Source organism: Pseudomonas sp. 05N433 (genome assembly GCF_056396925.1).
Window position 1 is genome coordinate 19,712 of sequence record NZ_JBFTML010000044.1, and the last position, 26,541, is coordinate 46,252.

32 protein-coding genes and 1 pseudogene are annotated in these 26,541 nt (G+C 56.7%); 18 read left to right on the top strand and 15 right to left on the bottom strand.

The window, feature by feature from the left end:
- The first annotated feature begins 34 nt into the window (after window positions 1–34).
- The 3 genes from AC1DIS_RS21530 to AC1DIS_RS21540 all read left to right on the top strand — a co-directional run bounded on the left by AC1DIS_RS21530 (window position 35) and on the right by AC1DIS_RS21540 (window position 3,286).
- The gene (locus AC1DIS_RS21530; RefSeq protein ID WP_007935280.1) at window positions 35–1,285 is read left to right on the top strand and encodes a lipoprotein-releasing ABC transporter permease subunit; all 1,251 of its coding nucleotides are present in this window, start codon (window positions 35–37) and stop codon (window positions 1,283–1,285) included.
- Window positions 1,286–1,292: 7 nt separating this feature from the next.
- Window positions 1,293–1,976, top strand: coding sequence for a lipoprotein-releasing ABC transporter ATP-binding protein LolD (gene lolD / locus AC1DIS_RS21535; RefSeq protein WP_018928149.1), 684 nt, complete (start codon window positions 1,293–1,295; stop codon window positions 1,974–1,976).
- Window positions 1,977–2,041: 65 nt separating this feature from the next.
- A complete protein-coding gene (locus tag AC1DIS_RS21540) occupies window positions 2,042–3,286 on the top strand; it encodes a lipoprotein-releasing ABC transporter permease subunit (RefSeq protein WP_018928148.1) in 1,245 nt (414 codons plus the stop codon).
- A gap of 35 nt (window positions 3,287–3,321) precedes the next feature.
- On the opposite strand, the gene AC1DIS_RS21545 is transcribed toward AC1DIS_RS21540, so the two are convergent.
- Both AC1DIS_RS21545 and AC1DIS_RS21550 read right to left on the bottom strand, forming a co-directional pair.
- Entirely contained in the window at window positions 3,322–4,671 is a 1,350-nt protein-coding gene (locus tag AC1DIS_RS21545) for a heavy metal sensor histidine kinase (protein WP_477744416.1), read from the bottom strand.
- Window positions 4,671–5,351: a heavy metal response regulator transcription factor gene (locus tag AC1DIS_RS21550; RefSeq protein ID WP_019649412.1), complete on the bottom strand. Its 681-nt coding sequence runs from the start codon at window positions 5,349–5,351 to the stop codon at window positions 4,671–4,673. The genes AC1DIS_RS21545 and AC1DIS_RS21550 overlap by 1 nt, the downstream gene beginning before the upstream one ends.
- 153 nt (window positions 5,352–5,504) lie before the next feature.
- Here AC1DIS_RS21550 and copI point away from each other — a divergent pair, with 153 nt between their 5' ends.
- Window positions 5,505–6,041 carry a copper-resistant cuproprotein CopI gene (gene copI, locus AC1DIS_RS21555; protein WP_477781071.1) on the top strand — a complete coding sequence of 179 codons (537 nt, stop codon included), beginning with the start codon at window positions 5,505–5,507 and terminating at the stop codon, window positions 6,039–6,041.
- Between the two features lie 61 nt (window positions 6,042–6,102).
- Window positions 6,103–6,933: an NADPH-dependent 7-cyano-7-deazaguanine reductase QueF gene (queF, locus tag AC1DIS_RS21560; RefSeq protein ID WP_477744417.1), complete on the top strand. Its 831-nt coding sequence runs from the start codon at window positions 6,103–6,105 to the stop codon at window positions 6,931–6,933.
- An 85-nt stretch (window positions 6,934–7,018) separates the two neighbouring features.
- Here queF and AC1DIS_RS21565 read toward each other — a convergent pair whose 3' ends face one another.
- A complete protein-coding gene (locus AC1DIS_RS21565; RefSeq protein ID WP_018928143.1) occupies window positions 7,019–7,282 on the bottom strand; it encodes a DUF4404 family protein in 264 nt (87 codons plus the stop codon).
- 110 nt (window positions 7,283–7,392) lie between these two features.
- Entirely contained in the window at window positions 7,393–8,013 is a 621-nt protein-coding gene (locus AC1DIS_RS21570) for an HAD family phosphatase (RefSeq protein ID WP_477744418.1), read from the bottom strand.
- Window positions 8,014–8,212: 199 nt separating this feature from the next.
- On the opposite strand from AC1DIS_RS21570, the gene AC1DIS_RS21575 reads away from it, so the two are divergent.
- Window positions 8,213–8,902, top strand: coding sequence for an MlaA family lipoprotein (locus tag AC1DIS_RS21575; protein WP_018928141.1), 690 nt, complete (start codon window positions 8,213–8,215; stop codon window positions 8,900–8,902).
- Window positions 8,903–8,975: 73 nt separating this feature from the next.
- On the opposite strand, the gene AC1DIS_RS21580 is transcribed toward AC1DIS_RS21575, so the two are convergent.
- Window positions 8,976–9,275, bottom strand: coding sequence for a PilZ domain-containing protein (locus AC1DIS_RS21580; protein ID WP_007935265.1), 300 nt, complete (start codon window positions 9,273–9,275; stop codon window positions 8,976–8,978).
- Between the two features lie 276 nt (window positions 9,276–9,551).
- Here AC1DIS_RS21580 and rssB point away from each other — a divergent pair, with 276 nt between their 5' ends.
- Complete coding sequence (rssB, locus tag AC1DIS_RS21585; protein ID WP_477781072.1) at window positions 9,552–10,733, top strand: two-component system response regulator RssB; 1,182 nt, start codon at window positions 9,552–9,554, stop codon at window positions 10,731–10,733.
- On the top strand, window positions 10,733–11,215 hold the full coding sequence (gene rssC, locus AC1DIS_RS21590) for an anti-sigma factor antagonist RssC (protein ID WP_007935262.1): 483 nt from the start codon (window positions 10,733–10,735) through the stop codon (window positions 11,213–11,215). The genes rssB and rssC overlap by 1 nt, the downstream gene beginning before the upstream one ends.
- 141 nt (window positions 11,216–11,356) lie before the next feature.
- Here rssC and tal read toward each other — a convergent pair whose 3' ends face one another.
- Both tal and dusA read right to left on the bottom strand, forming a co-directional pair.
- Window positions 11,357–12,283 (bottom strand): transaldolase, encoded by a 927-nt coding sequence (gene tal / locus AC1DIS_RS21595; protein WP_019582092.1) that lies wholly within the window; start codon window positions 12,281–12,283, stop codon window positions 11,357–11,359.
- A gap of 356 nt (window positions 12,284–12,639) precedes the next feature.
- Window positions 12,640–13,659 (bottom strand): tRNA dihydrouridine(20/20a) synthase DusA, encoded by a 1,020-nt coding sequence (dusA, locus tag AC1DIS_RS21600; protein ID WP_477748847.1) that lies wholly within the window; start codon window positions 13,657–13,659, stop codon window positions 12,640–12,642.
- Between the two features lie 102 nt (window positions 13,660–13,761).
- Between dusA and AC1DIS_RS21605 the strand changes: the two genes are divergently transcribed.
- Window positions 13,762–14,859, top strand: a complete 1,098-nt coding sequence (locus AC1DIS_RS21605; protein WP_477748848.1) for a site-specific integrase — start codon at window positions 13,762–13,764, stop codon at window positions 14,857–14,859.
- Between the two features lie 105 nt (window positions 14,860–14,964).
- Window positions 14,965–15,243: a DUF3892 domain-containing protein gene (locus AC1DIS_RS21610; protein WP_477748849.1), complete on the top strand. Its 279-nt coding sequence runs from the start codon at window positions 14,965–14,967 to the stop codon at window positions 15,241–15,243.
- A gap of 52 nt (window positions 15,244–15,295) precedes the next feature.
- Here the strand turns inward: AC1DIS_RS21610 and AC1DIS_RS21615 are convergent, their stop codons facing one another.
- Genes AC1DIS_RS21615 through AC1DIS_RS21645 form a run of 7 tightly spaced genes read right to left on the bottom strand, consistent with a single transcriptional unit; the run spans window position 15,296 to window position 18,048 of the window.
- On the bottom strand, window positions 15,296–15,565 hold the full coding sequence (locus AC1DIS_RS21615) for a pyocin activator PrtN family protein (protein ID WP_477748850.1): 270 nt from the start codon (window positions 15,563–15,565) through the stop codon (window positions 15,296–15,298).
- Complete coding sequence (locus AC1DIS_RS21620; RefSeq protein ID WP_477748851.1) at window positions 15,562–16,173, bottom strand: hypothetical protein; 612 nt, start codon at window positions 16,171–16,173, stop codon at window positions 15,562–15,564. Before AC1DIS_RS21620 ends, AC1DIS_RS21615 begins: the two co-directional genes overlap by 4 nt.
- Entirely contained in the window at window positions 16,170–16,649 is a 480-nt protein-coding gene (locus AC1DIS_RS21625; protein WP_477748852.1) for a hypothetical protein, read from the bottom strand. Before AC1DIS_RS21625 ends, AC1DIS_RS21620 begins: the two co-directional genes overlap by 4 nt.
- A 58-nt stretch (window positions 16,650–16,707) precedes the next feature.
- Window positions 16,708–17,025, bottom strand: a complete 318-nt coding sequence (locus tag AC1DIS_RS21630; RefSeq protein ID WP_477748853.1) for a pyocin activator PrtN family protein — start codon at window positions 17,023–17,025, stop codon at window positions 16,708–16,710.
- Window positions 17,018–17,197 carry a hypothetical protein gene (locus AC1DIS_RS21635; protein WP_141696558.1) on the bottom strand — a complete coding sequence of 60 codons (180 nt, stop codon included), beginning with the start codon at window positions 17,195–17,197 and terminating at the stop codon, window positions 17,018–17,020. Before AC1DIS_RS21635 ends, AC1DIS_RS21630 begins: the two co-directional genes overlap by 8 nt.
- Window positions 17,184–17,468, bottom strand: coding sequence for a phage antirepressor KilAC domain-containing protein (locus tag AC1DIS_RS21640; protein WP_477748854.1), 285 nt, complete (start codon window positions 17,466–17,468; stop codon window positions 17,184–17,186). Before AC1DIS_RS21640 ends, AC1DIS_RS21635 begins: the two co-directional genes overlap by 14 nt.
- 10 nt (window positions 17,469–17,478) lie before the next feature.
- The gene (locus AC1DIS_RS21645) at window positions 17,479–18,048 is read right to left on the bottom strand and encodes a hypothetical protein (RefSeq protein WP_477748855.1); all 570 of its coding nucleotides are present in this window, start codon (window positions 18,046–18,048) and stop codon (window positions 17,479–17,481) included.
- A 607-nt stretch (window positions 18,049–18,655) separates the two neighbouring features.
- On the opposite strand from AC1DIS_RS21645, the gene AC1DIS_RS21650 reads away from it, so the two are divergent.
- Both AC1DIS_RS21650 and AC1DIS_RS21655 read left to right on the top strand, forming a co-directional pair.
- Entirely contained in the window at window positions 18,656–20,053 is a 1,398-nt protein-coding gene (locus AC1DIS_RS21650) for a DUF3696 domain-containing protein (RefSeq protein WP_477781073.1), read from the top strand.
- Complete coding sequence (locus tag AC1DIS_RS21655; protein ID WP_477748857.1) at window positions 20,050–20,952, top strand: hypothetical protein; 903 nt, start codon at window positions 20,050–20,052, stop codon at window positions 20,950–20,952. Before AC1DIS_RS21650 ends, AC1DIS_RS21655 begins: the two co-directional genes overlap by 4 nt.
- Window positions 20,953–21,072: 120 nt before the next feature.
- On the opposite strand, the gene AC1DIS_RS21660 is transcribed toward AC1DIS_RS21655, so the two are convergent.
- Window positions 21,073–21,804: a LexA family protein gene (locus AC1DIS_RS21660; protein WP_477748858.1), complete on the bottom strand. Its 732-nt coding sequence runs from the start codon at window positions 21,802–21,804 to the stop codon at window positions 21,073–21,075.
- 79 nt (window positions 21,805–21,883) lie between these two features.
- Between AC1DIS_RS21660 and AC1DIS_RS21665 the strand changes: the two genes are divergently transcribed.
- The 6 genes and pseudogenes from AC1DIS_RS21665 to AC1DIS_RS21690 all read left to right on the top strand — a co-directional run bounded on the left by AC1DIS_RS21665 (window position 21,884) and on the right by AC1DIS_RS21690 (window position 26,536).
- Window positions 21,884–22,144: a hypothetical protein gene (locus AC1DIS_RS21665; protein ID WP_477748859.1), complete on the top strand. Its 261-nt coding sequence runs from the start codon at window positions 21,884–21,886 to the stop codon at window positions 22,142–22,144.
- 331 nt (window positions 22,145–22,475) lie between these two features.
- Entirely contained in the window at window positions 22,476–22,994 is a 519-nt protein-coding gene (locus AC1DIS_RS21670; RefSeq protein ID WP_477748860.1) for a phage regulatory CII family protein, read from the top strand.
- Window positions 22,987–23,214: a TraR/DksA family transcriptional regulator gene (locus tag AC1DIS_RS21675; RefSeq protein WP_477748861.1), complete on the top strand. Its 228-nt coding sequence runs from the start codon at window positions 22,987–22,989 to the stop codon at window positions 23,212–23,214. Before AC1DIS_RS21670 ends, AC1DIS_RS21675 begins: the two co-directional genes overlap by 8 nt.
- Window positions 23,204–25,323 (top strand): annotated as a pseudogene (locus AC1DIS_RS21680) (VapE domain-containing protein). Before AC1DIS_RS21675 ends, AC1DIS_RS21680 begins: the two are co-directional and overlap by 11 nt.
- Window positions 25,316–25,678, top strand: a complete 363-nt coding sequence (locus tag AC1DIS_RS21685; protein ID WP_477748863.1) for a PA0613 family protein — start codon at window positions 25,316–25,318, stop codon at window positions 25,676–25,678. The pseudogene AC1DIS_RS21680 and the gene AC1DIS_RS21685 overlap by 8 nt, the downstream one beginning before the upstream one ends.
- Window positions 25,679–26,197: 519 nt before the next feature.
- Window positions 26,198–26,536: a phage holin family protein gene (locus tag AC1DIS_RS21690; protein ID WP_086945412.1), complete on the top strand. Its 339-nt coding sequence runs from the start codon at window positions 26,198–26,200 to the stop codon at window positions 26,534–26,536.
- The last annotated feature ends 5 nt before the right edge of the window (window positions 26,537–26,541 follow it).

Here is a 26,541-nt window from a genome sequence, read left to right on the forward strand (position 1 = left end):
AGGACGTTCCTTTTCCCTCCGAACAAGCCCCGACATGTTCAGACCTCTCTTCGTATTTATCGGCACGCGTTATACCCGTGCAAAACGTCGCAATCATTTTGTGTCATTCATTTCCCTGACCTCGATGATCGGACTCGCCCTCGGCGTGGTCGTGATGATCGTGGTGCTGTCGGTCATGAACGGCTTCGATCATGAGATGCGCACCCGCGTGCTGGGCATGGTGCCCCACGCGACCATCGAGTCCGGCGAGCCGATCAGCGACTGGCAAAGCCTGGCCGCCAAGGTCAAGCAGAACCCGCAGGTGGCGGCGGTTGCGCCCTTCGTCCAGATGCAGGGCCTGCTGACCAACAACGGCAAGGTTTCCAAAGTGCTGCTCAATGCCATCGACCCTGTGCAGGAACGGCAGGTGTCGATCATTGATAACTTCATGCAGCAGGGCAAACTCGACGACCTGGCGCCGGGCAGTTTCGGCATCGTCATCGGCGACAAGGCGGCAGCCAAGCTCGGCGCGGCGGTTGGCGACAAGCTGACGTTTGTCGCGCCGGAAGTCACCGTGACCCCGGCCGGGATGTTCCCGCGCATGAAACGCTTTACTGTGGTCGGCATCTTCCATGTCGGCGCCGGTGAGCTGGACGGCTATCTGGGCCTGACCAATCTGCAGGATCTGGCCAGGTTGCACCGCTGGCAACCGGATCAGGTCCAGGGCCTGCGACTGAAGTTCGACGACCTGTTCCAGGCACCGCGCACCGCGTGGACCATCGCCCAGCAGCTCGGCGAAGACCGTTACTACGCCCGCGACTGGACTCGTACCCACGGCAATCTGTATCAGGCGATCCGCATGGAAAAAGCCATGATCGGCCTGCTGTTGCTGCTGATCGTCGCCGTTGCTGCGTTCAACATCATTTCCACGCTGGTGATGGTGGTGAACGACAAGAAGGGCGACATCGCGATCCTGCGTACCCTGGGCGCCACGCCGGGTTCGATCATGGCGACGTTCATGGTCCAGGGCACGGTCATTGGTGTGGTCGGTACGCTGATCGGCGCCGTGGTCGGGATCTTCGCCGCGCTGAACGTCAGCGCCGCGATCTCGGCCCTTGAAGGGCTGATCGGCCACAAGTTCTTGAACGCCGACGTGTATTTCATCGATTACCTGCCGTCGCAAGTGCAGAGCCAGGACGTGTTGATGGTCTGCGCCGCCGCGTTGGTCCTGAGTTTCCTCGCCACCCTGTATCCAGCCTGGCGTGCCGCGCGCACCCAGCCTGCGGAGGCGCTACGTTATGAGTGAGTCGGGCATGAGTGATAAAGCAATCTTGAGCTGCCGCAATCTGGGCAAATCCTACGTGGAAGGCCCGGAATCGGTAGAGGTTCTGGCCGGTCTGCAACTGGAACTGCATCCGGGTGAGCGCGTGGCGATCGTCGGTACGTCGGGTTCGGGCAAAAGTACCTTGCTCAACCTGCTGGGCGGCCTCGATACGCCGACCAAGGGCAGCGTCTGGCTGGCCGGTGAAGAGCTCTCGGCCCTGAACGAAAAGGCCCGTGGCCTGTTGCGCAACCGGTCGCTGGGTTTCGTTTACCAGTTCCACCACTTGCTGCCTGAGTTCACCGCGCTGGAAAACGTCTGCATGCCGCTGCTGATCGGCAAGACCGCGATCCCGGAAGCGCGTCAGCGTGCGACGGCGTTGCTGGAGCGGGTAGGGCTGGGCCATCGCCTGGAGCACAAGCCGGCGGAATTGTCCGGTGGCGAACGCCAGCGTGTGGCCATTGCCCGCGCCCTGGTGAACAAGCCAGGCCTGGTGATGCTCGACGAGCCGACCGGCAACCTCGACTCCCACACCGCCCAGGGTATTCAGGATTTGATGCTGGAACTCAGCACCTCGATGCGCACGGCGTTCCTGGTGGTGACTCACGACATGAACCTGGCTCGCCAGATGGATCGCGTCCTGCATTTGCAGGAAGGTTGCCTGACCCCCATCTGATTGGCTGAAACCCGGCACACTGAACAGTGCGTCGGGTCTTTTATTTTTATACGGTGCCCCAGCGAATGTTCAGACCGTTATCGATCTTTATCGGCACGCGCTATACCCGCGCCAAGCGCCGCAATCGCTTTGTTTCCTTCATCTCGATGACCTCGATGATCGGCCTCGCCCTGGGCGTGCTGGCGATGATCGTGGTGCTGTCGGTGATGAACGGCTTCCAGCGCGAAATGAGCTCGCGCATCCTCGGCATGGTGCCCCACGCGACCATCGTCGGCGTGAACCCTATCGACGATTGGCAGCCGGTGGCCGCCGCGGCGATGAAGAATCCTGAAGTCACCGCCGCCGTGCCATTCACCGAGATGGAAGGCATGCTGTCCTACAAGGGCACCATGCAGCCGATCCAGGTCAGCGGGGTCGATCCGGCGCTGGAAAGCAAGGTCTCGATCGTTGCCAAGCACATTGTTCAGGGGCGTCTCGACGCCTTGAAGCCGGGCGAATTCGGCGTGGTGATCGGCGAGATCACCGCGCGGCGCTTTCGCTTGAACGTCGGCGACAAGATCACCCTGATCGTGCCGGAAGTCAGCAATGCACCGGGTGGCATCACCCCGCGCATGCAGCGGCTGAACGTGGTGGGCGTGTTCAAGGTCGGTGCCGAACTGGACGGTTCGATGGCGCTGATCCACATGGCCGATGCCGCGCAGATGCAGCACTGGCAACCGAATCAGGTACAGAGCGTGCGCCTGGCGGTGAAGGATCTGTACGCCGCGCCGCAAGTATCGAGCGACATCGCGACCGGCCTGGGCGCCGCCTACAAGGCTGACGACTGGACTCACACCCAGGGCAGTCTGTTCAGCGCGATGAAGATGGAAAAAACCATGATCGGCCTGTTGTTGCTGATGATCGTCGCCGTGGCGGCGTTCAACATCATCGCCACGCTGATCATGGTGGTCAACGACAAGGGCGCGGACATCGCCATCCTGCGCACCATCGGCGCCACACCTCGGCAGATCATGGCGATCTTCATGGTGCAGGGCACGGTGATCGGGATTGTCGGCACCTTGATCGGTGGTGTGCTGGGCGTGATCGCGGCGTTGAACGTCAGTGAACTGGTGGGCTGGATGGAGCGGGTCAGCGGGCAGCACATCTTCAGTTCCGATGTGTACTTCGTCAGCAACTTGCCGTCCGAATTGCAGGGCGCGGATGTGCTGTTGATCTGCTCCGCCGGTTTCATCATGAGCTTTCTTGCGACGGTTTATCCGGCGTGGCGGGCAGCGAAAGTCGAGCCGGCTACCGCGTTGCGGTATTCGTAGTCCGTTAGACCGCGAGGGGGCCAGTCCTGCTGGCCTCAGTCCTTTCTTGGCAACTCAATTATGAACCGCGTCCACCCCTGAGCCGATTCGCAACGAATCTGCCCGCCATGGGCGCGGATGATCGACTGGGTGATCGCCAATCCCAATCCCGCATGCTCACTGATGCCTTCACGGCGCGCGGGGTCTGCCCGGTAGAAGCGGTCAAACAAACGCGGCACCAGGTCCTCGGAAATCCCTTCACCACTGTTTTCAACGGTCAGGCTCAAGCCTGCCGGTTGCTCGACGATCTTTACCCGCACCTCACCACCGGCCGGGGTAAACCGCAACGCATTGTCCAGCAAATTGGACAGTGCCCGGCGCAACATGCTGCGATCGCCCTGCATGCTCGCGTGGCCGTCACGACTCAACTTCACCCGGGCGTCCTCGGCCAGCGGCGCGAAAAACTCCAGCAGCACATCTGCTTCTTCCGCCAGGTCCAGAGGTTCACGCTTGGGCATCAGCAAACCATGGTCAGCCTTGGCCAGGTACAACATGTCGTTGACCAGTTGCGCCATCCATTGCAGTTCTTCGAGGTTGCTGTGCAGCGCCTCGCGGTAATCCTCAAGGGGGCGAGGGCGGGTGAGGGTGACTTGGGTGTGGGTCAGCAGGTTCGACAGCGGTGTGCGCAGTTCATGGGCGATGTCGGCGGAGAAGGCCGAGAGCCGCTGAAAAGAGTCATCGAGGCGTCCGAGCATGGCGTTGAAGCTGTGGGCCATTTCCGCAAGCTCCGGTGGCATGTCTGCTTCCGGCAGACGGGCGTTGAGTGATTGCGCCGACACGCCGCTGGCGACCGCACTCATACGCAGCAACGGACGCAAACCACTGCGCGCCGCCCAGGCACCGAGCAGGGCGGTAGCCAGGGCCGAGAGGCCGACCGTCAGCCAGATCAGGTGCTGCATGCGCTGCAGAAAGTGTTGGTGATGGGTGATGTCCAGCAACAAGGTCAGTTGCGGTGAGTCGGGTTTGTCGAGGAACAGCGGCGCATTCAGGACGCGGTAATCGGTGCCGTCGTCGCTCACTGTCGACAGGCCACGCTTGCGCGGTAAATCTTTGGGCACGCTGGGCGAACTGTCGTACATGCGTTGGCCGTCACTGCTAATGATGCGCAGCGAAAGATCGGCCTGTCGGCTCAATTCATCGGCCAGCCTGGCTTCGGCGTCGCCGGCCTGAATGTCATCCAGCGCCCGGCGTAAACCAATCAGTTTGTCATCCAGCAACTGCTGGTCCAGCTCGACAAAGTGCGCCTCGCTGGCGCGGCTGAACAACACTCCGGCGAACAACGACACCACCGCAGTGCAGGCGGCAAACAGCAGTGCCAGGCGGTTGCTTAATGAAAGCCGGCGCATCAGGCGGGGCGCTCTTCAAGGACGTAACCCATGCCGCGCACGGTGTGAATCAACTTGTTCGGGAAATCGTCGTCGATCTTCAGGCGCAACCGGCGGATCGCCACTTCGATGACGTTGGTGTCGCTGTCGAAATTCATGTCCCACACCTGGGACGCGATCAGCGACTTGGGCAGAACTTCGCCCTGGCGCCGCAGGAGCATTTCCAGCAGGGCGAATTCCTTGGCGGTCAGGTCGATGCGCTGACCGTTACGCTCGACCCGGCGACGGATCAGGTCCAGGCGCAAATCGGCCAGTTGCAGGCTGGTTTCCTGGGGCGTGGCGCTGCCTCGACGCAACAGGCTGCGAACCCGGGCCAGCAGTTCAGAGAAGGCGAAAGGTTTGACCAGGTAATCGTCGGCGCCCAGTTCCAGGCCATGGACTCGGTCCTCCACCGCATCTCGTGCGGTCAGAAACAGTACCGGCGTGTCCAGGCCTGCACCGCGCACCGCTTGCAGAATCTGCCAGCCATCGCGACCGGGGAGCATCACATCGAGAATCAACAAGGCGTAATCGCCACTCAAGGCCAGTTGCTGGCCGGTGGTGCCATCGGCCACCAGTTCGGTGTTGAAGCCAGCCTCGGTCAGGCCCTGGCGCAGGTATTGGCCGGTTTTCGGTTGGTCTTCGACGATCAGCAGTTTCATGGGCGACTCGGGCAGTTTGAACAGGTGCGTTATACCGTGGGCGGCGAGGAAACAGGCCAACCTGACAAAGTTGTAATCTGCCTGTCAGGTAGCTGGCAGAGCCGGCTGGTAGAGTTTCCCACAAGCTGAACCTCATCTTGTTGGAGTGCGACTATGTTTTTGCAAAAGCGTCTGGCACTGGCCGCTTGTTTGCTGACTCTGAGTTTAGGGCTGGAAGCCTCACCGGCGCAGACCTACGATTTCGGTCAACCGGCCTCGGCCGCCCAGGCCACCCGCAGCGTCGAAGTGGTAATGGGCGATATGACCTTCAGTCCCAAGACCATCGATATCAAGGCCGGGGAAACCGTGCGTCTTGTACTGGTGAATAAAGGCCAGTTGCTGCACGAATTCAACCTCGGCGATGCACAGATGCATGCCAGGCATCAGCAGGAAATGCTCCAGATGCAGCAAAGCGGCATGCTGATGCCTACAGGTATGAAGGCCATGGACCACGGTTCCATGGCCGGAATGGATCATGGCGCCATGGATCACGGCATGAAGCATGACGACCCCAACAGTGTGTTGGTGGAGCCGGGTAAAACCGCCGAGCTGACCTGGACCTTCACCAAGGCCACTAACCTGGAATTTGCCTGCAACATCCCCGGCCATTACCAGGCCRGCATGGTCGGCAAACTGACAGTCAGTCAGTAAGCACTCAAAGGCGGGAGCAAAGGCTGGTAGAATCCGCTGATTCTTCAGTCAGGTTTCCGCCATGCATCCCGCAGCCGAACATTCGCCGCTGGGCAAATCCAGCGAATACATCGCCACCTACACGCCGTCCTTGCTGTTCCCGATCCCGCGCGCCGCGAAATGGGCCGAGTTGGGCCTGACCGCGCAAACCCTGCCGTACAAGGGCGTGGACTTCTGGAACTGCTTCGAGCTGTCGTGGCTATTGCCGTCCGGCAAGCCTGTGGTGGCGATCGGCGAATTCAGCATCCCGGCGGATTCGCCGAACATCATCGAGTCGAAGTCGTTCAAGCTGTACCTCAACTCGCTGAACCAGACGCCATTTGCCGACACCGCCAGCCTTGAAGCGACGCTGGTGAAAGATCTCTCGGCCGCTGCCGGCAAATCGGTGGGCGTGCGGGTTCGCAGCCTGAAAGAGGTAGAGGCGGAAGGCGTCGTGGCGTTGCCGGGTGTGTGCATCGATGACCTGGACATCAGTGTCAGCAACTATGAGCATCCGCGTCCGGAATTGCTGCGTTGCGATGAGTTGCGCATCGTTGAAGAGTGCGTGCACAGCCACTTGCTCAAATCCAACTGCCCGGTCACCAGTCAGCCGGACTGGGGCAGCGTGGTGGTGGAGTATCGTGGCGCGGCGCTGGATCACGCGAGTTTGCTGGAATACATCGTGAGCTTCCGCCAGCACTCGGACTTCCATGAACAGTGCGTAGAGCGGATTTTCCTCGACCTGCAGCGGTTGCTGAAGCCGGAGAAATTGACGGTGTACGCGCGGTATGTGCGTCGTGGTGGATTGGACATCAACCCGTATCGCAGCACCGAAGAGGTGCAACTGCCGAACCATCGCTTGGTCCGACAATAAAGAGCCAGTGTGGGATTGCATTTGCACATCCCGGATATGAAAAAGCCCCGCTATCGATAGCGGGGCTTTTTTGCATCTGGCAGGTTCAGATCCCCATATTGCCCAAGGCTTGCACAATGTTGCGCAAGGTGCCGGCCAATGTGGGATGTTCGAGTTCGAAGCGCTCGACGGCCAGATTCACATTGTCGGCGAGGTTGGTGTCCTGGGTTTTGGTTTCCAGCTCAAGCTCCAGTTGGATCTGTTGCATCAGCGCGTGCAGGTCTTCGCGCTCGGCTTCGGTCAGTGGCGGATTCTGTTCCAATTGCTCGCGCAGTTTATTGAGCTGATCTTGCAGTTCGCGGGCGGGCATGGCGTTCTTCCTTTTATCAATAGGCACTGGCATAGACCGCAGCGGCGCGCCAAAAGGTCTATGGCTGACCTTTAGATTAATCCACTCGCGCRCAACCTGCATGATCTCAGTCAGGGCTTTTCGCCTTTGAGCCGACGCAGGCTGATATCGGCCAGGCAGGTGTCGAGCTCGCCCAGATGATCGATTACCGAATGCACGCCCAGGCCGAACAACTGCACCGTCGCCTTGCCGCGCAAGTGTTCCCGTTCCTTCTGGCTCAAGGCTTGCCATTCGTTCGGCGCGAGCCCGCATAGCGAGCCGCACGACGCCAGGCCGATGGTCCACAGCCCGGCGTTCAGGCCCGATTGCAGCAGTCGCGGCTCGCCGCTGACCAGCACGCAACCGTCCAGGCGCTCGACATTCAGCGCCATCAAGGCTTGCCAGCAGGCATTCGGGGCCGGCCATGGATTGATTGTTTCCGAGTGTTGCAAAGATTTGATCCAGGCCGGAAGTGCGACGGCCAGAGAATGGCTGAGGGCAGGGGATAGTTCATCAAGCCAGGCGCAGGGAATCCGTTGTCGCTGCAAGCTGGACAGGCTCTCCAGGGCGCCGGGCGTGACCTCGGCATGCTCGGCAGAAACGGTGCCGTGCTGACGCGTGCGCGCGCCGAAATCTACCAGGCAACCACTGAGACCGAACAGCACGGCGGTCAGATTCGGTGCGGCAAGGGGCAAGACTTCGGCGTGCGGCATGGAAACGTCCCTGAAATAGCGACAAGGCTATTCATGGACGATGACAATCGAGTGACACGGATGTGAATCGCTCGCCGTCAGGAGGCGTCGTTCGTAGACCATCGTGCACGATGCTGCCTAAACCGGGTTTTCCGTCATATACTAGCGGTCTTTGCGCCTGGGCCAAGCGCCCGCGTCAGTACAATCCAAGGAGTTTCTTATGCGCTGGAGCAATCGACTCGCTCAGCTTTGTATGTGTGCCAGTGTATTGCTGGTTCCGTTTGCGACTCAGGCCGCCACGGAAGAAGACCCTTGGGAAAGCATCAACCGCCCGATCTACAAATTCAACGACTTTGTCGACACCTACGCACTGAAGCCGTTGGCTCAGGGCTACCAGTTCGTCACACCGCAGTTCCTGGAAGACGGCATCCACAACATGTTCCGCAACGTCGGCGATGTGACCAACCTCGCCAACGACGTGTTGCAGGCCAAGCCCGCTGCGGCTGGCGTCGACACCGCGCGTTTGATCTTCAACACCACCTTCGGCCTGCTGGGCTTCTTCGACGTGGGCACCAAGATGGGCCTGCACCGCAACGACGAAGACTTCGGCCAGACCCTCGGTTACTGGGGCGTGGGCAGCGGCCCGTACGTGATGCTGCCGCTGCTGGGTCCAAGCACCTTGCGTGATACGCCTTCCAAGTATGTCGATGGCTATACCGGTCCGTACCCCTACATCAACGATATACCGGTACGTAACTCGATTTACGGCCTGAACATCGTCGACACTCGCGCCAGCCTGTTGTCGGCCGAGAAACTGATCACTGGCGACAAATACACCTTTATTCGCAATGCATACCTGCAAAACCGCGAATTCAAGGTCAAGGATGGTAAGGTCGAAGACGATTTTTAATCTCGACCGGTAAAACGAAGAGGGCGGCCAATTGGCCGCCTTCTTTCGTTTGGCTTGCGGGGTTAAGTCAGGGCTATTTCATCTTCAGGATTGTAAGCCCGAGTTTCTGGCCGCCACCGTCCTGTGCTTTCACCCACACCACCTCGGTGTCGGCTTCAAGGCCTTTGAGGGCTGCGTGATCGGAATCGATCCGCACGCTGAGCCGGTCACCGACCTTGAATGAGCGGGGCGCCTCCAGCTGCATGCCACTGCTGGAAAGGTCGATGCAGACGGCTTGCACCTCATCGCCTTCATGAATCAGCGACACATCGGCATCAACCCGCATGCGGATGAAATCGCGCTTTTCGCTGTAGTCCCGATCGGTTTGGCTCATGGGCTCGATCCTTCCTTTGGGTTACGGTTTTGCCTGTTCTTATAACTCTCGGTGATTTGACAAGTAAAGACGTCAAGCGACCATCGGCGTGAGCTTGAAACGCCTCGCGGATGGGAGTACCGTCTGCGCCTTAGAAGGGCACCTCTGGTGGAACAGTGAGTAGGGCAAACGCTCGAAAACGGTGCAGCAGAGAGGCTAGAAAGCGAATCCAGTAGTGTGTGCAGGGCCAAATGCCCAGCCTGCTACGCCAACCTAATTCTGGCGCCGTTTGCCCACATGCCAAAAACCAGTGCCACGCTGCTGATAATCGATGATGACGAAGTAGTGCGTGCGAGCCTCGCGGCCTACTTGGAAGACAGTGGTTTCAGTGTCCTGCAGGCCAGCAATGGCCAGCAGGGTCTTCAGGTATTCGAGCAAGACAAGCCCGACTTGGTCATCTGCGATCTGCGCATGCCGCAGATGGGCGGACTCGAACTCATTCGCCAGGTCACCGAACTGTCGCCGCAAACCCCGGTAATCGTGGTTTCGGGCGCCGGCGTGATGAACGACGCCGTCGAGGCCCTGCGCCTGGGCGCAGCGGACTACCTGATCAAGCCTCTCGAAGATCTCGCCGTGCTCGAGCACTCCGTGCGCCGTGCCCTGGATCGTGCGCGTCTGCTGCTGGAAAACCAGCGCTACCGCGAGAAGCTGGAAAAGGCCAACCGCGAGCTCGAAGCCAGCCTGAACTTGCTCCAGGAAGACCAGAACGCCGGTCGCCAGGTGCAGATGAACATGCTGCCGGTGAGCCCCTGGACCATCAACGAGTTCCAGTTTGCGCACCAGATCATCCCGTCGCTGTACCTGTCGGGCGATTTCGTCGACTACTTTCGGGTCGACGAGCGTCGGGTAGCGTTCTACCTGGCGGACGTTTCCGGTCATGGCGCCTCTTCAGCCTTCGTTACCGTGCTGCTGAAGTTCATGACCACGCGCTTGCTGTTCGAATCCAAGCGCAACGGCACATTGCCGGAAYTCAAGCCTTCAGAAGTCCTTGGTCATATCAACCGGGGCCTGATCAGTTGTAAGCTGGGTAAACACGTCACAATGGTCGGTGGAGTCATCGACGAGGAGACAGGTTTGTTGACCTATAGCATCGGCGGTCATCTGCCGTTGCCCGTGTTGTACACGCCAGACAGTGTTCGTTACCTGGAAGGGCGTGGTCTGCCGGTGGGCCTCTTCAATGAAGCCACCTACGAAGACCACGTACTGGAGCTGCCACCGGTATTCAGCCTGACGCTGATGTCTGATGGCATTCTGGACCTTTTGCCAGAACCCACACTCAAAGATAAAGAAGCTGCTTTGCCTCAACGGGTCAAAGCGGCGGGCGGCAGCCTGGATGGTCTGCGCCAGGTTTTTGGATTGGCCACGCTAGGGGAGATGCCGGATGATATCGCCCTGTTGGTGTTGAGCAGGAATCTTTAATGAGTACCGGTAGAATCCAGTTCGCCGAGCAGGACGGCACCTTCGTCCTGAAGTTCGTCGGTGAAGTTCGCCTGACCCTGTGTTCGGCGTTGGATGCGACTATTGAGCGGATCTTCACTGCGTTGAACTTCAACGCCATCGTGATCGACCTGACCGAAACCCGTAGCATCGACAGCACCACTCTGGGCCTGCTGGCCAAGCTGTCGATCCTGTCGCGGCAAAAAGTCGGCCTGTTGCCGACTGTCGTCACCACCCACGAAGACATCACCCGGCTGCTGCAGTCCATGGGCTTCGAGCAAGTGTTCAACATCGTTGACCGCCCGATCCCATGCCCTGAATGCCTGACCGACCTGCCAGACCAGGACCAGTCCGAAGAAGTGGTGCGGATCAAAGTCCTCGAAGCACACAAAATCCTCATGGGCCTGAACGACTCCAACCGTGAGGCGTTTCATGACCTGGTGAACGCGCTGGAGCGTCACTGATTAATTCCCTGTGGGAGCGGGCTTGCCCGCGAAGGCGCCCTAACAATCACCACATCTTCCAGTGCTAAGCCCATTACCCGAATTCAACGCAAAAAAAGGGCGAACTCATGGTTCGCCCTTTTTGCATCCAGCTAACTCAAATCACAGCTTGGCCTGCAACAACGCCTCAAGCTTCTCCTGGTCCCGAGCAAACTGACGAATGCCCTCAGCCAGTTTTTCGGTCGCCATCGCATCCTCGTTGGACAACCAACGGAACTGCGCTTCATTCAAGCTCAGACGCGCTTCACCCGCATGCCCCGGCACCAACTTGCGCTCCAGCTTGCCGGTATCCGCCGCCAGTTTCTCCAGCAGATCAGGGCTGATGGTCAACCGATCACAACCGGCCAACTGTTCGATCTGATTCAGATTACGGAAGCTGGCACCCATCACTACGGTTTTGTAGTCATTGGCCTTGTAGTAGTTGTAGATGCGCGTCACCGACTGCACGCCCGGATCATCCGCGCCGGTGTAGTCGTTGCCGGTGGCCTTCTTGTACCAGTCGTAGATACGGCCCACGAACGGCGAAATCAGGAAAACTCCAGCGTCAGCACATGCCGCCGCCTGAGCGAAAGAGAACAGCAAGGTCAGGTTGGTCTGAATGCCTTCCTTTTCCAGCTTCTCGGCAGCGCGGATGCCTTCCCAGGTCGAAGCGATCTTGATCAGCACACGGTCACGGCCAACGCCGGCCTTTTCGTACAAGTCGATCAGACGGTGCGCACGCTTCAATACGGCGTCAGTGTCGAACGACAGGCGCGCATCCACTTCAGTGGAAATACGGCCAGGAATCACCTTCAGAATCTCTTGCCCCACCGCCACACCAAAACGGTCACTGGCCAGGCCCACATCGCCCTTGCAGTCGCTGACGCAAGCGTTCAGCAACTCGGCATAACCGGGAATGGCCGCTGCTTTGAGCAGCAGGGAAGGGTTGGTGGTGGCGTCCACGGGTTTAACGCGAGCGATTGCTTCGAAGTCGCCAGTGTCGGCAACCACGGTGGTCATTTGTTTGAGTTGTTCCAGCTTGGAAGTCATGGGCGTGCTCTGTCCTATGGGTCTAATGACATTACCCGAGCGCTGACAGCCACTCAAGGGTGCATGTGCGTATCGAGGCCCCAGTGGCAACATCCTGGAAACGGATGTTTGAAAGGCGGGGCGTGGTCTCGGTAAATACGATGCTGAAATGGAGGGCAGGTTCAATGGAGGTGACGGTTAGCGTGCTGAGCAGGCCTGGGTCATGTCCTCAATGCTTACCGATTTGACCAGCTTGCGAATTAGACCTTTGAGCGCTCGGGCCGAACAAGTGACGGCCGCCATTTCAAAGCGGCCAATTTCTAACGAGACAGAGCGCGGACACCGGCGCGCGAAACCTGCAAGTGAGTGACGAGGGATTAACGTCCCTCCAACAACTCTGCCGCCTGATCCAGCAACGCCAATGGCTCTTTAGCCTTGTGAATATCCACCGACAACAACTGCCGAAACTTGCGCGCCCCCGGAAACCCGGTACCCAGCCCCAGTACATGCCGAGTGATGTGATGCATCGCGCCACCCGCCAGCAGATGCTCGGCAATATAAGGCCGCAACTGCGCCAGCGCCTCGGCCCGAGTGATCACCGGCGCCGTGCTGCCAAACAGCTGCTGATCCACCTCAGCCATCACATAAGGGTTGTGATACGCCTCACGGCCCAGCATCACACCGTCGAACGTCTGCAAATGCTCGTGACAGGCCTCCAGCGTCTTGATCCCGCCGTTGAGAATAATCTCCAGCTCCGGAAAATCCGCCTTCAACCGCGCCGCCACGTCATAACGCAGAGGCGGAATGTCGCGGTTCTCCTTCGGCGACAAACCCTCCAGAATCGCAATCCGCGCATGCACGGTAAAACTTGTGCACCCGGCATCCCGAACCGTGCCGACGAAATCACACAACTCCTCGTAACTGTCCCGCCCATTAATCCCGATCCGATGCTTCACCGTCACCGGAATCGACACCGCATCACGCATCGCCTTCACACAATCGGCCACCAACTGCGGATGCCCCATCAGGCACGCGCCGATCATATTGTTCTGCACCCGATCACTCGGGCAGCCGACATTCAGGTTTACCTCGTCGTAACCGTGCTCCTGGGCCATGCGGGCGCAGGCGGCCAGGTCCAATGGAACGCTGCCGCCGAGCTGAAGAGCTAATGGGTGCTCGGCTTCGTTGTGACGCAGGAAGCGCTCGTGGTCGCCGTTGAGGAGCGCGCCGGTGGTGACCATTTCGGTGTAGAGCAGGGCGTGCTTGGAGAGCAGGCGCAGGAAGAAACGGCAGTGGCGGTCAGTCCAGTCCATCATCGGCGCCACACTGAAGCGGCGAGACGGCTCGGAACGGGTATGGCTAGTGTTTACGGGTGCTTCAGGTTTCTCGGAATTCATTGATACTGATCTTTTATACAGCGGTTTTTACCCATTTTTCCTTGTTTTCCGAAGTCGGTTGCTACAATGTAGCAATCGAATTCAGCAATGTAGCAACTGGAAATGGGCACGATCACATCACGCAAGCGCAAGGACAACTCGACGGCCTACACGGCGCAGATACGGATCAATCGGGACGGGAAGACAGTTTATCAGGAAAGCCAAACCTTCGACCGCAAGCAGGTCGCCCAGGCCTGGATCAAGCGTCGTGAGACGGAGCTGGCGGAACCTGGTGCCATCGAGCGCTCTAACCGTAAGGGTGTGACGATCAAGAAGATGATCGAGCAGTATCTGGACGAATACGAAAAGATCCGGCCGCTAGGGAAGACCAAGAACGCGACGCTGAAAGCGATCAAGGACACCTGGTTGGGCGAGCTCGACGACTCGGCGCTGAATAGCCAGAAACTGGTGGAGTTCGCGCAATGGCGGATGAGTGAGGAGGGCGGCGGCGTCCAGGCACAGACGGTCGGCAACGACCTTTCGCACTTGGGCGCGGTGTTGTCCGTCGCGCGGCCGGCCTGGGGCTATGAGGTGGATCCGCTGGCCATGCCGGATGCGCGCAAGGTGTTGCGCAAGCTAGGCATGGTGAGCAAAAGCAAGGAGCGCAACCGCAGGCCGACGCTGGAGGAGTTAGACAAACTAATGGTTCACTTCTTCGAGATGCAGGCGCGCCGTAAAGCCCAGATCGACATGCCTAAGCTTATCGCTTTCGCGATCTTCTCGACGCGCCGACAGGAAGAGATCACGCGAATTCGCTGGGAGGATTTGGACTGCGCCCGGCAGGCCGTCCTGGTGCGCGACATGAAAAATCCCGGGCAGAAGATCGGCAACGACGTCTGGTGTCACTTGCCGGATGAAGCTTGGGCGATCCTGCATAGCATGCCCAAGGTTGAGAGGGAGATTTTTCCTTACAATGCCAAGTCGGTGTCGGCGTCTTTCACGCGCGCGTGCCCGCTGCTAGGGATTGAAGATTTGCATTTTCATGACCTGCGCCATGAAGGGGTGAGTCGGCTGTTTGAGATGGACTGGGACATCCCCAGAGTGTCCAGTGTCTCGGGGCATCGAGACTGGAACTCGTTGAGACGGTATACGCACCTGCGCGGGCGAGGAGATCGTTACCAAAAAAACCAGTGGATGGTGCGGGTATTAAGGGGAATGTAGCAAAGATGGCAGATAGCCTGCGACTTTAGTCTAGCCCTCTTGATTTGTTCCTCCATCCGGCACCAGATAGGTATTGCAGGGAACAAATGGATAAGGATAGAAAATATGCAGATGTATATTCAAAGAATCAGGGTAAGCAAGCAAACCGGTAACATAACGTCCGTAGGCGCTTATGCTCCGGGCTCGGACACCTATTACTGGATTCCGAGAGGATTTATTGCTCAGTTGATTAGTGAGGGAGTCCCTTTCAACACGCGCTACAAAAAGGGGGAAAACTGGGTGACGGGTGCAAGGGTCGAGGTTTATGAGGGGGACTTCCTGAGAACTGTTGCCAATGGAACTGAAAAAGACAATTTAGAAAGTCTGCCAACAGAGAAGATCTAAATTGGGATTCCTGGCGTTCTCCTGCACGCCAGGATTTTTGATTTGAAGTCGCTTAAGCCGCTCTGCCCATCAACTGATTTTGTTCTCTCATGGCTTTTTCCCGCTGCCGATCTATGTAGTCCGCCAGATCCTTTAAGTGAATACCTAGCGCAGCTTTTTGAGAGTTAGCTCCCAAGCGCACAACAGGAACATCAATCTCTCCATCCAGTTGTTTTCGCTTGAACTTCTCTACCGTCAAATGCATGTAATCCGCGCATACCCGATCAAGCGGGATGACAGCCTGCCCGTCGTACTGAGCCATGAGTAAAAACAAGGTATTCATTGCGGTACCTCTCCTTTGGCTTGCTGGCCAACGAGTGCGACATGCTTCCACGCTCTACACTTCCAGGCTGCAAATCCCGCTCGGTACGCATAGTGCTCACGAGCGAACGAGTCGGATGTCGTCGCGCCTTGAGCGGTGATGTACGTGCCTCGTTTGGTGCAGTACTGCAGACCTTCGGGCACAGGGAACTCTTTTTCGAACTCGGCGCGCTCGTCGATCAGCGCCTCGTTGACGGTTACCTGTGACGGACTTTCGCAGTTGAAGTCAGGCTGCTTATACCCCTCAGCAGGCTGCGCGGGCAGGCGGTTCTGAGCGATTAGCGTTGCATCGGGTGCGGCTGCCTCGCGCAGCTTTTCGTGGGGTGTAAGCGCCACGGTGGTGCTGCTGAAAGGAGCAATAATGCCTGCTGCTACGCAGCAGAGACTGTTTGTTTCTAGTGTGTCGACGCTGGCTTCCTTGCGGAGCAAAGCGGTCGTGGATTGGGTGTTGTGCTGATCCTTTTGTATGCCGCTTTCCTCCGAGGTTCGATAGCAAGTTGGTTCATCGGGCGCTGGTGGAGCGTGAGCCGGGTTTCGGGGGGGGGCGGTTTGGGTGAGGATTTCGCTCATGCTGCGTCCTCCTGCTTTGCYGGCTCCAACAGAGCCGCGATGGCGAGCGCCTGGTCGCGCAAGGTGCGGGTCTCGTGTTCGAGTTTTTTGCAGGTGCGGAAGGCTCTGAACGTCTCAGACGCGATCCGTAGTTTTTCAGCAATTTCCAGTAGCGTAAGTCGCGCTGGTCCTCCTAGTTTCGAGGCGACTAAGGCGCGTTCGTAATGAGCGTACAGTTGCTGGTGTTTATCACGGGCCTGATTAAGGGAAAGCGTCAGATTGCGGATCTCTTCCGAGTTGCCAGACTGCAGAATAGCTTTGCCTTCGTCGATTCCGTCTTGATATCCAACACAGCCGCCGACGTCATAGCCCTCGCCGTATCCGTCAGAATGGCCCTCGGAGTGACCATTGCCGAAGCCGTTCCGGTAGCCGAGCCAATAAACAACGCCGGTCAGAAGGGTGATTGCTATTAGCGCGTAGATTTGTATTGCGGTCATGTGGTGTGCTCCTGAGGATGTCATTGGCTGGTGGTGTCAGCCGTTCGGTTTGTGGGGGCTACTCGGTGGTCTCGTCCTGTTGTCGCTGCATGTCTTCGTCGGCCTTGTAGGCTCGGATGTCGATCAGTGAGGCGACGTGGCGGATGTGAGCGAACTTCGGTGCCTTGCGGCTGGTGTCCAGCGTGGTGATGGGGAGCTGGATGCGGCCGCTGCTGATCTCGGCCACGAACGATTGCTCGTTGAGGTTGCGGAAGTACTGCTCGCGTACTTTATCCAGCGGGATGAGGACGTCGCCGAATATGCGGTAGAGCAATTCCACGGTGGCGGACTCTGGTGCCGGATGCAGGCGGAGAGGGTTTTGCGCTGTGTTACTCATGGCTTTGTTGGGCTTCCTTGCGTTGTGTTCTTGCCGGGTGGTTCCAGGCGTTCAGGCAGTGGCGTTTGGTCAGCTCCCGCAGATGCTCCGGCACTTCGAGGAGCGCGGCATTGCGCTCCTCGCGTGTACGCATGGCGACGATCTGGCGGGCGTACTCTCTAGGCCACGTCACGGCTGTCTACCGGGATGGCAGGTAGATCCAATCCCAGTTGCTCGGCCAGCCAGTGGATGCCGGGTTGTTTGACCCGGGTTGATTGGCTGTACTGCATGCCGAGCTTCTCGTGATACCACTGGCCGTTCTTGACCTTCAGGTATTCGCGGTCGCGGCTGGGGTAGGCCGGCAGATTGCGTTCGTTGAGCAAGCCCTTTTCCCGCATGAGGTTGATGAGCTTCGAACGGGTCAGACGGAGGTGACTTGCGGCTTGGGCGAGTGTGCGATCCATGGCATCCCCCTTACGCGGCGTGCGCAGCAGCCAAGTGGTTGATGGACTCGGTGACCTTGCAGTAGATCTCGATATCGGTGCCGCACACAGTGAAGCATTTGGTGTGTGGGCTCTTTACGCCGATGCTGAGAATGGTGGTGACCCCAGGGCGCGTGTGGGTGCGGTGCACCGCGACGTGCAGGGGGACATCGAAGCCCATGTCGAGGCTCAGTACGCCACCGGTGCGCACTAGCTCAAACACGCGCTGTTTGTCCTGGACTTCAAACCGGCCGTATTCGCGGCTTGAGTGAGGGCGATGCCCCAGGTCGTTGCTCGGGTCGAACGGGCCATTGGCAATTTCTTCGATGAAGTCGGCCAGCTTGAGATGCATCTTCTTGTCGTTTTTCAAGGTCAGCGTGTGGCGTTCGCTGCCCAGTTCGACGACGAAAATTGTCTCCGATGTGCCGCGCTCAACCTTGAGGCGAAATGCCAAGGATTCACTCTTGGGTGCCGTCCGCAATACGTGATTGAAGGTCTCACTAAGGTTGACCTGGGCGTTAAGCAACAGCAGGGTGCGATTATCGAGTTTGAACTTATTCATGCTGCGTGACCTCCGCCATTCGGATCGAAAGGGGCGGGTGCGGTATGGGCTTTCTGCTTGGGTTTGGTGGTTACAAACGAGCAGCCGTATTCGCGGGCTAAGCGGCGAATCTCGAAGATTCGGCAGGGGTCAGCAGCGGCAGGATGGGCGTGCAAGGTGGCCGTGGTGTGCATGGTTACGTTTCGCTCTGTGGTGGAGAGTAAAACGAATATCAACCAATGGCGATCTAATGTCAACTATAGGTTGATATTTGATTGATCAACCTGCTGCTACGAATGGTTTTGAAGTCACCGATACAGGAATGGAGGAAGGTACGTATAGATTTCATCTCGGRCACAGGCTGAACCTGTTACGGGGCTTATAAAGCTGCTTCGTCCGAAAAATCTTAGACTAAAATTTATTGCTAATGCTTTGCTGATGTTTCTTGAGCTTGCACGCATGCGGGGGCGCTGCGATGACTCATCAGTGCTTGCAAGTGAGGAAAAGTTTTGACATAAGGATGTACTGATTCTTACTGCAGGCACTGACGCCACCCCACGCAAGCAGGAGCTAACATTGAAATACTCAACTAACTCCGTAAAACTCAAAAAAATGCGAAACTTTTAATATGATAAGAAGAATTGGTTTCGACAACTTTAAACGTTTCAAGCATGAAATTCTTGATCTAGATAAGCCTATTACGCTCTTGTATGGTGAAAATAGTTCCGGAAAGTCTTCGATCCTGAAAGGGCTCGCTGCCATAATTCAAACGTTTAGTTGGAATCGAAATAAGCACGAGCCGCTAGTAACTCAAGGCGAATATGCGAATTTAGGTATATTCAAGGACTATGTTCATGGTCACGACACTTCGAATAAAATTACATTCTCAATAACATTGGGCTCTTCGCAATGGAGCTCCATGGTTGATGTGGCCTCTAGCAAAGCTAGTACCTATATTATCAATCTATGTTATGACCGTTCTCCATATACAGAGCAAGCTCGAATATACTCTATTGAGGGCGTAGGTGTATCAAGCGATGGAAGTCAGAGGGAAATATTTAAGTTAAAGAGGGCTGAAACAAAATCGTATTATACGCTAACAACCAATCCCGACGTTTTAAGCAGGGTTGCAGGGATGTACGGTGCGAAAAGGATGACAGATAAGGAAATAAAAAGAACTGCAGCCCTTAAAACTAAGCTCTACTATACAGAGGGGTTCTCTTTTAGTCTGGTGTCTGGAAAAAGTGAGGAGCCGGCACATCATAAAATTCGTGTAATGGACCGATTTATGTATATGCTGTTTGATTTGCCTGATAACTATAAGTATTTAGGTCCTCTACGCTCAAGCCCAAGTCGAAGCTATACCCTCTCAGCAGCAAGCTCGGATGTCGGCGCAAGAGGAGAGAACACTCCCTCCGTAATATCGTATCTCAAACGAAGTAGTGAAAGTCTTAAAAAAAATAAAGAGGCATTCCGAAAAATCCAGCATTGGGTGGATCTTATTTTTCCAGGCAGGTCAATTGCAGTTGAAGACTATGAGGAGCTAGTTAAGCTAAAAGTTAAAAGAGACGGGGTGGCAGACTCAATTCAGGATGTTGGCTTTGGATTCTCGCAAATCTTGCCAATTATTGTGCAGGCTGCAGCGTTGKAAAAAGATCAGTCGATGATCGTTGAGCAACCTGAGTTGCACTTACATCCTCGTGCTCAAGTTGCATTTTCGCAATTTCTTGTTGAAGCTTGCCGAGAAGGTAAACGATTCATTATTGAAACGCATAGCGAGCATATACTTCGTGGACTACAGCTTGCGATATCAAATAATTCAATAAAAGAAAGTTTAGGGATTAAGAAGGAGGATCTGAGAGTCTATTATTTCCCGAGCGAGCTAGATGCGCGTACATTCGAAATTGAGATAAACGATGATGGAGAACTGGTTGAAGGGTGGCCTGCGGGATTTTTTGACGAGTCTTACAATCTCACTAAAAAAATAATCAGTAATAAAATCAATAAACTTGCAGGTCTAGCATGAGAGCGGTGATTGAAAAGGAAGTGCTGCAAGAAAGCTTTTCCGGCGCGCTATCAGATATTTTTATTGCAGCTCATTCGGCGGTGCTTGGAGTGACGCCAGCAATCATAAAAGAGTATCTGACAATTTCTGATGGTGCAGGAATGTTYCAGGTGTGGTTTGATAAGGTTTTCAGCACCCAAAATAACTATTATCTGATTTCTCCAGAAAGTCTTGCTAGATACCAGCTTGATAGTACTTGCATTCATTCGAATTATATTGGCGCCGCTTTTCATCATTCAGGTCCAATACTCACCAAGTCAGAAATTTCATTTAGTAAATTTACCCCTGCTGCATGGGGTATATCTATAATTGATGCAAAAAATTACAAGCATGTGCCCGCCAATAATCAGGCTGGGGCGAAAATTGCTGAGATAGTTTCTCTCGTACCTGGTGGTAATAAAAATCCGTCAGTATTGCAAAAATATATATTGAAAGAGAATAGAGTATTTATTTTTGACAAAAGCATTAATCTTAGCGGTGCTGATTTTGTCTGTGAGATAACAAAATACTGCTCCCCGAAATGCAAGATTATAGTTATGTCAAATTTTTCAAATAGCAGCAAGAGAGGTTTGCTTTCTCAGAAGGAACTTGAGAGGCACTTAAATGCTGGAAAATTTAATGGCACTATAGAGGTGCTACAAGCGGATAGGGCCACTATAGATAAGTTTCATGATAGATTTTTGTTTTTAGGTGACCGCTTTCAGCTTTCATTTTCAAGTGGTATTGACTGTTTTGGAAGAGCGCCAAAATGGACGAATAGCGATGGGGATATAACAGTGCATTGCGTACATAATTCAAAGGAGTTTATGGAATTTAAAGCAGGGGCGCAGAAGTATTTTAAGCTAAAATCGAAGGGCTAATGCTTTAGTCGCACGTGTCTGCCCGGATTCTAGGGCAGATGCGGGTTTGATTTCGGTRCTGAGTAAAATGCCTAATGTTGTTTCCGTATTTGTTCGTTTCACTATGATTGGCTGCGCGGGTTACTCTGGTATAAATGAGCCAACTACTTTTCCACAAATATGCGTCTCTTCTGTAATATCAATGATTGGATATTGTGGGTTGATTGGTCTCAGAAACTGTCGACCAGCGTCCTCTACCAAAATCTTGAATGTTGCCTCATTCGTGCGGGGAACTCTGGCAATCACACGATCCCCAGTCTTTGTTTCTGCCTCAGGATCCACAAAAATAATGCATCCTGTTGGATAGCTGCGACCTGGTCCTGGATTCGTCATAGAATCACCAAGAACCTTTAAAGCATAACCTTGATTACTAATCTGAACAGGGCACGAGAGCCAAGAGTCTGCATCGTAGGCCTCAAAGTTGGAGATCGCCTCGCACCAAGCCCCAGCCTGCACCCACGAAATCAATGGAACCTTGCCAAAGCGTTGATTGATTTCGCTGATGTTACTCCCGTGACCGACGACCAATTGGCAAACATTGCTCTCGCCGGTCTGTTCCTTCGGCAACACGCCGTACTCCAGCCATTCCCTGCGTACCTTCAGCCACGAACAAAGCGCAGCAGTGCTGTCTGCTTCGGCCATGGCTTCGCCGTTAAGCCACTTGCTGATGGCCTGAGTGGTTTTATCGACCCCCAAGCTTTTCAACTGACGATGAATGTCCACCCCACGGCCCCGGCTGCGTACGCCGGCATCGTTTAGGGCTTCGTGCAGGCGCTCGCTGAAAGCTGCGCGGAGTGCGTTTTTATCAACCATGAGTTGAGAGTCTCATAAAGGTTGCGCAATAGTCAGTTGATATATAACATCAACTTCAAGTTGATAAGTGGAGGTTGTCATGTTGGACCCCGCAGATTTCCCGAGCGCTATTGCGTTCGCTTTTGAAGCCGTAGGCGGCATCGGGGCCGCCGCAAAGGTATGCAATAGAAGCTATCAGGCTTTGAACAAGTGGCGTCAGGCTGCTTGTTTGCCACGAACTGATTACACCGGTGAAACCCAATACGCCGCACTATTGGCCGCTGCGGCGAAGCACAAGGGCAACGCATTCCAAGCTGCTTGGTTGTTGAACGCTTCGGCTCCTCAAAAAGCCGCGGCGTAGATAGAAAAAAGGCGACCCAAGGGTCGCCCATTTCCTCCCGACATGCACCACCACAGTGCTGTCGGGCCGCGATAAAGATAGGCGGGCACACCACATGCTAACCACCGCTCTTTATCGCGCTTTCCAAGGCACGGATGTCTTGGTGTTGCTGCCTTTTCCACCACAGATTGGGCAGCTGTTGCGCCAGAGGTGAACGACGGATCGTTCGCCTCGGCACGGTGCCGGTATCGATCCTGAAGATCTAGCCGGCGTTTGGGCCCTTTCAAGCCACGCGGCAAATGTAACACCACTGCATGTCGCGCGGCACTGGCAACTTATAAGGATTAATGCCATGAGCCGAATCGCTCTGAGTTCTGTAGAGCGGGCGCAGCGGGAAATCCTGCCGCTCGATTTAGCGCTTTACCATGCTGCTCGGGACTATCCCGGCGGCGCCGCTGCAATTGCCGCCACCACCGGCAGAAACGCCACCACGCTGCAGCACAAGCTATCTCCCACGCATCCCAGTCACACGGTCAACATTCAGGAGTTTGGCGAGATCCTGGAGCTGACCAAGGACCGTCGCATTCTGGATGCGGTGCACGCGTTGGTGGGGGATACGACCTGGCAGGAATTGGCCGAGGCCTACACCAACGACATGCCCGAAACCTTGACCACCGGCATTGCTGAGTATTTTCGGCAAGTAGCGGACTTGGCTGAGACATGGGCCAAGAGCATCGGCGACGGTGTGGTGACGGATCACGAACTGGCCGCGATCCGCCTGCAAGTGTTTCGCGGTATTCAAGGACTGCTGGGTCTGTTCAACCGCGCCACCTACGTTAATCAGACCACGCGAGGTGTCGACCGTGGCTGATATCGCCGACTTTGCCAACGACCTGGTGCAGGAGCGTCTTGATCAGGCTCTTGCTGCACGTAACGCTGCCAAGCCCGCTTTGGCGGCGCATTCATTTCTGTTCTGTGATGGCTGCGATGAGCCGATCCCGGAAGCTCGCCGTTTGGCTATGCCTGGCTGTACGCAGTGTGTGCGTTGCCAGTCCATCGACGAAGTTCGGGAGGCTCGCCATGCTCGATGAGGTGCTGGATCAATTCGCAGACTTTGGTCTTGAGCCAAAACTACCGCTGACTTTCGGCAAGCTGACCCGCTGCAAAACAGCGCAGGACAGGGGCGCGGAAAAGAATGGTTGGTACGTCGTCCACGAGCATCACACCGAGAAAAACGAAACGCTGATCTTCGGCAGTTTTGGTGACTGGCGTTCGGGTGAGTCGCAGAAGGTGAAGGTCAAGGCCGGGCGGATGTCGCCCGAAGAGCGCGAAGTTATGCGCGCTCGTCAAGAGGACGCCAAACGTCGCGCCGCTGAGGTTAAGGCCAATGCAGCGCGTCGTGCCGCGAACCGGGCGGCGGGCCTGTTCAAGCGCATGCCGGAAAAGGGCCGTAGCGACTATCTGGACCGAAAGCAGATCGTCGGTTTCGGCGTTCGATATGCACCGCGCTCCGGCGCGTTTTTGGTGCCTATGTGCAACGTGCGGGATGAGATCGTTGGCCTACAGGTGGTGTTTCCCGCCAAGCAGGAAGACACCGGCCGGGACAAGTCCTACTGGCCCTACGGGATGTCCAAGGAGGGCGCTTTTCACCTGATCGGGCCGCACCCGGATCCGGGTGAGCCGGTGCTGGTGTGTGAGGGCTACGCTACTGGCGCCAGCCTGCACATGGCGACCTCGCTGACGGTGGCCATCGCCTTCGATGCGGGCAACTTGTTGGTAGTCTGCAAGGCCATGCGCGAACGCTTCCCGGGTTGCCCGTTGATTGTCTGCCGCGACGATGACTGGCAGACCAAGCGCCCGAACGGCGAGCCCTGGAACCCTGGTGAAGAGAAGGCGAACAACGCCGCGTTGGTCGTTGGCGGTCAGGTAGTCGCGCCGATCTTTTCCGGCGAACGGGAAGACAAGTGGACCGACTTCAATGATCTGCATGTCGCCGAAGGTTTGGACGCGGTGCGCCGCCAGGTGCTGGCGGTGGTCAAGCCGCCGGCTGCAGGTGGTTGGAAGGATCTGCTGGCTCGCAGCGAAAGCGGTGCCTTGATCGCGCACATGCAGAACGTGGAGTTGATCCTTGCCAATGACGAACGCTGGGCCGGGGTGATCAGTTACAGCGCCTTCAGTTCGAAGATCGTCAAGCTGCGGTCAGCCCTGTGATCGAGGCGGTGAGTGTTGTGGCTCATGACCATGCCTTTCACCCGGTGCGCCAGTACTTGCAAAAACTGGATTGGGATCGTGTCCCGCGCCTTGAAAGCTGGCTCACGGATGTCATGGGGGTGAAGGAAAGCGAATATACGTCGAAGGTTGGCAAGCGTTGGATGCTCTCGGCCGTGGCGCGGGTGATGAAGCCTGGCTGCAAGGCCGACTCGGTGATGATCCTCGAAGGCGCGCAGGGCGCCGGTAAGTCGACGGCAATGAGCATCCTCGGCGGCGAGTGGTTTATGGACACGCCTTTCGCCCTGGGCGACAAGGACGGGTTTCAGGCGATCCGCGGCAAGTGGATCGTCGAGTTGGGCGAGCTGGACAGCTTCAACAAGGCCGAAAGTACCAAGGCCAAGCAGTTCTTTTCGGCGTCGACCGACACTTACCGCGAGAGCTACGGCCGCAGAACCATGGACGTGCCACGCCAGTGTGTGTTCGTCGGTACCACCAACCAGGACGAATACCTCAAGGATGCGACCGGTAACAGGCGCTATTGGCCGGTGGCCTGTACCAAGGTGGATCTGGAGTTGCTGCGCACGATCCGTGACCAGCTGTGGGCCGAGGCAATGTTCTGCTACGACGCGGGGGACCTTTGGTGGGTGACGGTGGACGAGGCGGCGATATTCGGCGATGAGCAGGACGAGCGCTTTGTGGTGGATGAGTGGGAAGGGCCAATTTTGACTTGGCTGGAAGAGTCGCAGATTGGCGAGACCACCACCGGCAGTGAAGTGCTGGCCAACGCGCTGAAGTTGGACTACGGGCACTGGACTAAGCCGGAGCAGATACGGGTGGGGGCGATCATGCACCGGCTGGGTTGGCGGCGTGTGCGTCTGCCGGCATTGGCGAAAAGCGGTCAGCGTCCCTGGGCCTACAAGAAGCCGACAGGTTGGGGCGGTGCCTCGGCGTTGCAGCGGGAAGTGTTCGAGGAGCCTTGCTTTGATTAAGCGAATCGAYGAAATGCTCAAGCTGTGGGCAGAGGATCTGCACAGTCCGCACGAAGTTGGATCGAAGCTGGGTGGCGGCAACATGATTGCCATGCTGATGGAGTGCAAGGGCGAGCTGATTCGCGGCACGCGGGGCAGTCGGGTGCTGTTGGATGAATCGGCGGATATTGAGCTGATCGTCAACAAGCATCTGCCGCCGCAGCTGTCGGTGGTGGTGCGCGAGCACTACTGCAATCACGACAGCTTCCTGACGCAGAAGATCATCTATTGTGGCTGCAGCCGCAAAACCTACTACGAGCGCTTGCACGAGGCTCACGAGTACATCGCCGGCATGCTGATGGGGAAGGCTGCGTGACCCCAGGTTTGGCTCCCGCTGTCCCATTGGCCCACCTTGTCCCATTGCGTTTCGACGTGATGGGACAAGCGCGGGCCTTGTGTTTGTTGGGCTGTCCCATTGTCCCAGCACAAACCGCCTCCCGCCCGTGTGAGCGAAGCGCAGACCTGTACGCGCTATCGCGCGCACGCGTGCTTTTCGATTTTCTTCTTTACACGAGAAAAGAGAATACAGATGGGACAATGGGGCAAAGCCCCGAAATTAGGCGCTCTCAGGTGTCCCATAGCAATTTCGAAGTATGGGACATATGGGGCAACGCCAAAACAACAGAATGCCGAGGTGGGATATTCGCCGACATTCGCTAGGCGTTCACCCGGTGTTACCCACTTATTCACCGGGTGGCATTAAAGTGGGGTTGCTGCCAGGAAATTCGACCTGTAAAAAGTAGTCATCTTCGATAGGTGCGACCGCAGAGAGCGGCAGGCACCACACCACCAAACCCGGCCATTGCGCCGGGTTTTTGCGTTTATGGGGTAGGCGATGACAAACGAGCAACAAGCGCTGGCAGAGATGCCGATCTGGTTAGTGATCGTCCTGGCCCTGGTCGGCGGTGTCTCGGGGGAGATGTGGCGAGCCGATAAGGACGGGGCGCGGGGCTGGGCGTTGTTGCGCCGTCTCGCGTTGCGCTCCGGTGCCTGTATTGCCTGCGGTGTGACCGCGATGATGTTGATGATCGCCGCCGGCATGTCGATATGGACGGCAGGCGCTTTGGGTTGCCTGACCGCGATGGCCGGCGCCGATGTTGCCATCGGCCTCTACGAGCGCTGGGTTGCCAAGCGATTGGGCGTTTCCGAGTCGGCATCGACCGACCACACCTAGGCGGC